Source organism: Streptomyces sp. NPDC051776 (genome assembly GCF_040681345.1).
Lineage (GTDB): Bacteria > Actinomycetota > Actinomycetes > Streptomycetales > Streptomycetaceae > Streptomyces.
Genome location: NZ_JBFAYQ010000019.1, coordinates 100,743 through 107,220, shown reverse-complemented (window position 1 = coordinate 107,220; position 6,478 = coordinate 100,743). Strand labels below are relative to the sequence as shown.

Annotated in this window: 7 protein-coding genes and 1 pseudogene; 5 read left to right on the top strand and 3 right to left on the bottom strand. The window is 71.2% G+C overall.

Annotated elements, in window-relative coordinates; all coding sequences use genetic code 11:
- Positions 1-142: 142 nt before the first annotated feature.
- Positions 143-772, bottom strand: coding sequence for a lysophospholipid acyltransferase family protein (locus AB0M26_RS17180; RefSeq protein WP_365261348.1), 630 nt, complete (start codon positions 770-772; stop codon positions 143-145).
- Positions 773-1,107: 335 nt separating this feature from the next.
- Here AB0M26_RS17180 and AB0M26_RS17175 point away from each other — a divergent pair, with 335 nt between their 5' ends.
- From AB0M26_RS17175 to AB0M26_RS17165, 3 genes are all read left to right on the top strand, one after another.
- On the top strand, positions 1,108-2,253 hold the full coding sequence (locus AB0M26_RS17175; RefSeq protein ID WP_365261283.1) for a glycerophosphodiester phosphodiesterase: 1,146 nt from the start codon (positions 1,108-1,110) through the stop codon (positions 2,251-2,253).
- Between the two features lie 250 nt (positions 2,254-2,503).
- Positions 2,504-3,142: a sigma-70 family RNA polymerase sigma factor gene (locus tag AB0M26_RS17170; RefSeq protein ID WP_365261281.1), complete on the top strand. Its 639-nt coding sequence runs from the start codon at positions 2,504-2,506 to the stop codon at positions 3,140-3,142.
- Positions 3,143-3,284: 142 nt separating this feature from the next.
- The gene (locus tag AB0M26_RS17165) at positions 3,285-3,788 is read left to right on the top strand and encodes a GNAT family N-acetyltransferase (RefSeq protein ID WP_365261278.1); all 504 of its coding nucleotides are present in this window, start codon (positions 3,285-3,287) and stop codon (positions 3,786-3,788) included.
- A gap of 478 nt (positions 3,789-4,266) precedes the next feature.
- Here AB0M26_RS17165 and AB0M26_RS17160 read toward each other — a convergent pair whose 3' ends face one another.
- Complete coding sequence (locus tag AB0M26_RS17160) at positions 4,267-4,647, bottom strand: hypothetical protein (protein ID WP_365261345.1); 381 nt, start codon at positions 4,645-4,647, stop codon at positions 4,267-4,269.
- Between the two features lie 97 nt (positions 4,648-4,744).
- Positions 4,745-5,113: a hypothetical protein gene (locus AB0M26_RS17155; RefSeq protein ID WP_365261342.1), complete on the bottom strand. Its 369-nt coding sequence runs from the start codon at positions 5,111-5,113 to the stop codon at positions 4,745-4,747.
- Between the two features lie 166 nt (positions 5,114-5,279).
- Here AB0M26_RS17155 and AB0M26_RS17150 point away from each other — a divergent pair.
- Together AB0M26_RS17150 and AB0M26_RS17145 are read left to right on the top strand one after the other, a co-directional pair.
- A pseudogene (locus AB0M26_RS17150) lies at positions 5,280-5,624 on the top strand (HAD-IA family hydrolase); the annotation flags it as partial.
- Positions 5,625-5,815: 191 nt separating this feature from the next.
- Positions 5,816-6,454, top strand: coding sequence for a GNAT family N-acetyltransferase (locus AB0M26_RS17145; protein ID WP_365261275.1), 639 nt, complete (start codon positions 5,816-5,818; stop codon positions 6,452-6,454).
- Positions 6,455-6,478 lie beyond the last annotated feature (24 nt).

Here is a 6,478-nt window from a genome sequence, read left to right as displayed (position 1 = left end):
GCGAGCGGGCCGACGCGGCTGGTGAGCGGACCTACGGCACGGGCGAGCGGGCCGACGCGGCTGGTGAGCGGACCTACGGCACGGGCGAGCGGGCCGACGCGGCTGGTGAGCGGACCTACGGCACGGGCGAGCGGGCCGAACTCTAGGCGGCCTTGGCCTTCGTGGCGTACATGTCCACGTACTCCTGGCCCGACAGCTCCATGACCTCGGCCATTACCGAGTCCGTCACGGCGCGCAGCACATAGCGGTCGCGGTCCATGCCCTCGTACCGCGAGAACTCCATCGGCTCGCCGAAGCGGACCGTCACCCGGCCCGGACGCGGCAGGCCCGCGCCACCCGGCTGGATCTTGTCCGTGCCGATCATCGCGAACGGCACCACCGGCGCACCCGTCATCAGCGTCAGCCGCGCGATGCCGGTGCGGCCCCGGTACAGGCGGCCGTCGGGGGAGCGGGTGCCCTCCGGATAGATGCCGAAGATCCGGCCCTCCTCCAGGACGCGGCGGCCGGTCATCAGCGCCGCCACACCGCCGTTGGCGCCGTCGCGGTCCACCGGGATCATTCCGACGCCGGTGAAGAACCACGCCATGAGGCGGCCTTTGATTCCCTTGCCCGTGACGTACTCGTCCTTGCCGATGAAGAAGACCTGACGGTCGCAGACGAGCGGCAGGACCATCGAGTCGATGAACGTGAGGTGGTTGCCGGCGAGAATGACCGGACCCGTGCCCGGGATATTGCCCGCTCCTTCCACGCGTGGGCGGAACAGCAGGCGCATGATCGGTCCCAGCACTGTCTTGATGAGCGCGAAACGGGACAACGGGTCCTCCGGTGTCGTGGATGTCCGGCCAAGTACGTACAGAAGTATGTGCAGGTGAGGACGATACTCGTGGGTTCCGCAGCATCGCACGTCGGGTTGACCGGTCCGATACGTGGTGTTGACGTGTGTTACCACGGCGTTCCGTCCATTGTCTCCCTTGCGAAAGGCGTAGCCGCTTACGATCAGCGCGTTGTGGGTCAGGTGTGCGACACCGCAACATCACACATTCGCAGTGCACCGTTACGGCGCAATGAGCCATAGCGGGCGCACGGACGAAAGGCGAGGGAGTGGTTATGGAGCAGGAGCAGCGGCCGGGCCGCAGAGCTCTACTGGGCGCGGCGGCCGTCCTCGGCGCGGGAGCGGCCATGTACGGCGCGGCGGGCACGGCGGCGGCCGAGGGGACGGCCGGCGGCGTCGGCCGCGGCCGCCTGCCGGTACCGACCGTCATCGGCCACCGCGGTGCCAGCGGCTACCGCCCGGAGCACACGCTCGGTTCGTACCAGCTCGCTCTCGACATGGGCGCGGATGTGATCGAGCAGGACCTCGTACCGACGAAGGACGGGCACCTGGTCTGCCGCCATGAGAACGACATCACCGCCACCACCGACGTCGCCCAGCACCCAGAGTTCGGTGACCGCAGGACCACCAAGAAGGTCGACGGCAATGACCTGACCGGCTGGTTCACCGAGGACTTCACGCTCGCCGAGCTCAAGACGCTGCGCGCCAAGGAGCGCATCCCGGCCGCCCGCCAGGAGAACACCCTCTACGACGGCCGCTGGGATGTGCCCTCCTTCGAGGAGGTGCTGCGGTGGGCCGAGGAGCAGGGGCGGCGGCGCGGCCGCCCGGTCTGGCTGCACGTCGAGACCAAACACCCCACGTACTTCCGCAAGCTCGGGCTGGGCCTGGAGGAACGTCTCGCCGGGCTGCTGCGCAGGTACGGACGCCACCGCGCGGACTCGCCCGTCTTCCTGCAGTCGTTCGAACCGAGCAGCCTCGAGCGGCTGTCGAAGCTGGTGTCCTCGCCGCGCGTCGTCCTGCTGGACGCGGCGGACACCAGGCCCTGGGACTTCGTCGAGGCCGGTGACCCGCGGACCGTCGCGGACCTCGTCAAGCCCGAGGGGCTGAAGTGGATCGCGAGCTTCGCGCAGGGCATCGGCCCGTGGCTGAACCTGATCATCCCGCTCGACGAGAACGGCAAGCTGGGGACGCCGACCACGCTCGTACGGGACGCGCACCGGGCGGGGCTGATCCTGCACCCGTACACGATGCGCAACGAGAACCAGTTCCTGCCCGCCGACTTCCGGCGCGGCACGGACCCGGCCGCGTACGGCGACGCCTTCGGTGCCTTCAAGACCTACTTCGAGACGGGCATCGACGGCATCTTCTCCGACAACCCCGACACCGCGCTGCTGGCGCGGAACGACTTCCTGGGGAAGTAGCGAACCACCTGAGCCCCCGGCGACGCCCCACCCGGGTGTCGCCGGGGGTCTTGCCGTGCCGAACCGCCACCCGGGTGTCGGGGGGAGTCCCGCCGTGCCGATCTGCCACCCGGGGCGTCCGGGGGAGTCCCGCCGTGCCGATCTGCCACCGGCCGCGTGGCAGGTTCCGCGTTTCGGCCGACTTCCCACGGACGGGTGAGCCGGCGGTCCGCGGGAAACCGGGGGCCGCACCTCCGGAGTCCCGCACGGTATGGGACCGGCAGAGCTGCTCACCGCGTACCGCCCGCTGCTGGCCGCCGAGGCCGAAGCCGAGGCCTACGGCACCGGCGTCGAACCCGGCGACCTCGAACAGGGCGTATGGCTGCGCCTGTTGGAGCGCACCCGCACCACCGGGCCTCCGCCCGCCCCCGCGGCCTGGCTCCTCGACGCGGTGCGCACCGAGGCGCGCGGGGCCCGCCATCGGGCCCGCCGCGAGGTGCCGTACGACGGCAGTGGTTCCACCGTTGACTCCACGGACGGGCGTGAGGACCCCTGGATGCCCCGGGGAGCGGCCGGTTCCTTCGGCGCTGACGCAGTCGGGGAGGAAGAAGAGGACGGGAAGCGCGGCGAGGAGACGATCCGCGACCCGGGAGCCGCCGTGGAGGACCGAGTTCTGGCCGCGGAGACCAGGCGGGCCGTCCATGCGGCGGTCGCCCGGCTCCCGGGCCGCTGCCCGCGTCTGCTGGCTGCGATGTTGTCGCCGAAGGACCCGACCTACCGCGAAGTCGCAGGCGAGTTGGGAATCTCACAAGGCAGTTTGGGGCCAGTACGTTCCCGATGCCTTGGATGTTTGCGCAGAATGCTCCTGGCGGAGGTTGCGGTGGCGGACTACAGGGGAAGGGAGCGTTAGCTCACCGGCGCCACGGAAGCCGGTGGCATCTCCCAGCCCCGCTGGGGGAGCACCCCACGACGGCTCCGCACAGGGCCCACAGCCCGGGCAATCCACCACCCTCACCGCCCGGGTGGACCGAACCTAGGGGAGGCATGCGCACATGGGCACGAGTGTGACCATCTCTGACGCGTCCGAGCAGGATGCCGAGCAGATCCTGAAGCTGCAATATCTCTGCTACCAGGGCGAGGCGGAACTCTACGGCGACTACACACTCGCGCCGCTCACGCAGACGCTGGACGACCTCCGCACGGAGCTGAACCGGGGCCGGGTGCTCGTGGCCCGGCTGGGCGACGAGGTCGTCGGCTCGGTGCGCGGCACGGTCGACGAGGACGGCACCGCCAGCCTCGTCAACCTCATCGTCCATCCCCGGATGCAGCGGCACGGCCTGGGTGGCCGGCTCCTCGCGGCCATCGAGGCGCGGCTGGCGGAGGACCTGGCGGCCAAGCGGTACCGGCTGTTCACGGGCCATCGCAGCCAGGGCAACATGAGGCTCTACCGCAAGTACGGATACGCGCAGGTCGGCACGGAAGAGATCTCCCGCAGGCTGAGCCTGGTGAGGATGGAGAAGGAAGCGGCGCCGCGGGCGTTCGTCGCGAGCGCCTGACGGCCGGCTGCTCGTATCTCGTACGAGGCACCGGCCGACCGGCCCATTGCGGGACGGGCGGACCGGTGCCCGGCCCTCTCCGGGCTTGGTGCCCGCCGACGGTGCCTCGTGCCCCGTGCCTCGTGCCCGACGGTGCCTCGTGCCCGACGGTGCCTCGTGCCCGACGGTGCCTCGTGCCCGACGGTGCCTCGTGCCCGACGGTGCCTCGCGCCTCGTGCCTCGTGCCCGACGGTGCCTCGTGCCCCGTGCCTCGTGCCCGACGGTGCCTCGTGCCCCGTGCCTCGTGCCCGACGGTGCCTCGTGCCCCGTGCCTCGTGCCCCGTGCCTCGTGCCCGACGGTGCCTCGTGCCCCGTGCCTCGTGCCCGACGGTGCCCCGTGCCCCGTGCCTCGTGCCCGACGGTGCCTCGTGCCGCGTGCCTCGCCGACGGTGCCTCGTGCCTCGCCGACGGAGCTCAGCGGTCGGCGGTGCGCCGGGAGTTACGCACGGCGGGCCCGGCGCAGCCAGATCAGCCCCGTGACAGGCAGCACCAGCGGCAGGAACAGATAGCCCATCCCGTAGTCGGACCAGACGGTCGCGTCGGGGAAGGCCGACGGTTCGACAAGCGTCCATGTGCCCACGCTCAGCACGCCGATGAGCTCCGCTCCACAGCACACCATCGCCAGGCGGCGGGCGGTCTCGCCGCCGCGCACGAGCGAGACGAGGATGAACGCGTAGACGACCGCGGCGACGGCAGAGAGGACGTACGCCAGCGGCGCCTCCTCGAACCTCATGATCATCTGTGCGATCGAGCGGGACGCGGCACCAACGGTGAACACCCCGTACAGCAGGACCAGAAGACGTCCCGGACCCTGTCCCAGGCCGCCGGTCCGAGGGGACGCGGAGGACCGGTCGCCGGCGCCAGTCCCGCCCGGGGGCGCGCCGGATGCGGTGGACTCGGGCACGGAAGCAGCGGATTCAGGCACCGGAGCCTCCCCAGATGTCGAACAGCCGTACTTCGAGCACGGCCAGCACCACCGCGCCCGCCGACACGGTCACCGAGCCCCAGCGCGTCCGCTCGGACAGTGACATGAAGCCGGCGGCCGGCACTGCGGCGGTCGCGCCGAGCAGATACGCGATGAAGATGCCGGTCCCGTCGTCCGGCTTCTCGCCGCGCGCCAGCAGCACCACGCCGATGACGAGCTGCACGACGACGAGGACCGTCACCACGGCCATGCCGATGAAGTGCCAGTCCTTGGTCGGCTGGTCCCGGTAGCCGGCGAGGCCGCACCAGGCGGCAAGCGCCAGCGCGGCCGCACCGACCGCGACGGTCAGCGCGTCGATCACCATGACCTCGCCGGCCTCGCCGCCAGGCACGCCGCCATCACAGGGAACGCAGCCGCCGAACGCCTCGCGACCGGGGCGGAAGAGCGGTTGAACAGCATGGGAAGACTGTAATGCGCCCGATCGATCCCGCGGGGGGCGCCCCCGGAGCGACCCCGTAGGCTCCCGGGCCGTGGTCACCTCCGCGACGCGCCGACTGGCCGAGGCGCGCCTGCACGAGGTCGGCATCCATCCCCCGCTGCTGATCGCCGCCGACGACATCACGCGCGGCAAACCCGACCCGGAGCCGTACCTGTTCGCCGCAGTGAAACTCGGCGTCCGTCCGTCCCGCTGCGTGGTCTTCGAGGACGCCCCGGCGGGGCTGGCGGCCGGGCGTGCCGCGGGCATGAGCACGGTGGCCCCGGCCACGACGCACGAGCACGCGGAGCTGGACGCGGATGTGGTCGTCGCAGATCTGTCGTACGTATCGGCGCGGCTCGGCACCGCGGGCAGGGAGATGACGCTCGCCGGCTGAGCCCGGACGGGTCGTCGAGCCCGGTACCGCCGCCGAGTGCCCGCGACCCGGGGCGGGCCCCACGCCCCGTACGGAGGCGTGGGGCCCGTCGCCTGCGTCCGCGGAACGCGACCGGTGTGTGACCCGGTGCTCCCCTCGTACGCCCCCATGCTGCATGCTGGGTTCCCGATCCCCCCATGACGGAGAGGCGCATGACATCCACCTTCCCGGACATTTCCATCAGTACGGAGCGCCTCGTGCTCCGCCCGTTCGAGGAAGGGGACGTACCCGCGCTCGCGGACATGATGAACGACGAACTGGTGACGGCCTGGACCTCCGTGCCCCACCCGTACTCCCTTGACGACGCCAGCGCCTGGGTCACGCGGATCGCGCCCGCCGAGCGCGCCGAGGGACGGGGCATCGTCTTCGCCGTCACCGAACTCCTCACCCAGGGTCTCGTCGGCTCCGTGCACCTGCAGCGCACGGACTGGCGCGTCCGCTCCACCGAAGTCGGATATGTCACCGCGCCCTGGGCGCGCGGTGAGGGATACGCCTCCGAATCCGTGCACGCCCTGGCCCAATGGCTCTTCCGGGACCAGAAGTTCGAGCGCATGGAGCTGCGCACCGCGGCCGACAACACCGCCTCCCAGCAGGTCGCGCAGAAGATCGGCAGCATCAACGAGGGCGTGCTGCGCAACGCGTGGATAGCCCGCTCCCGCACCGAGGACGGCGGCTGGACCGACATCCGCACCGACCTCATCGTCTGGAGCCTGCTGCCGGAGGACCTCGAAGACCTAGCGGAGGCCACGGCGGACGGCGACGGATTCTCCGCGTACCCCGACTGGGACTGACCGACCTCACCAGGGATGATCCGG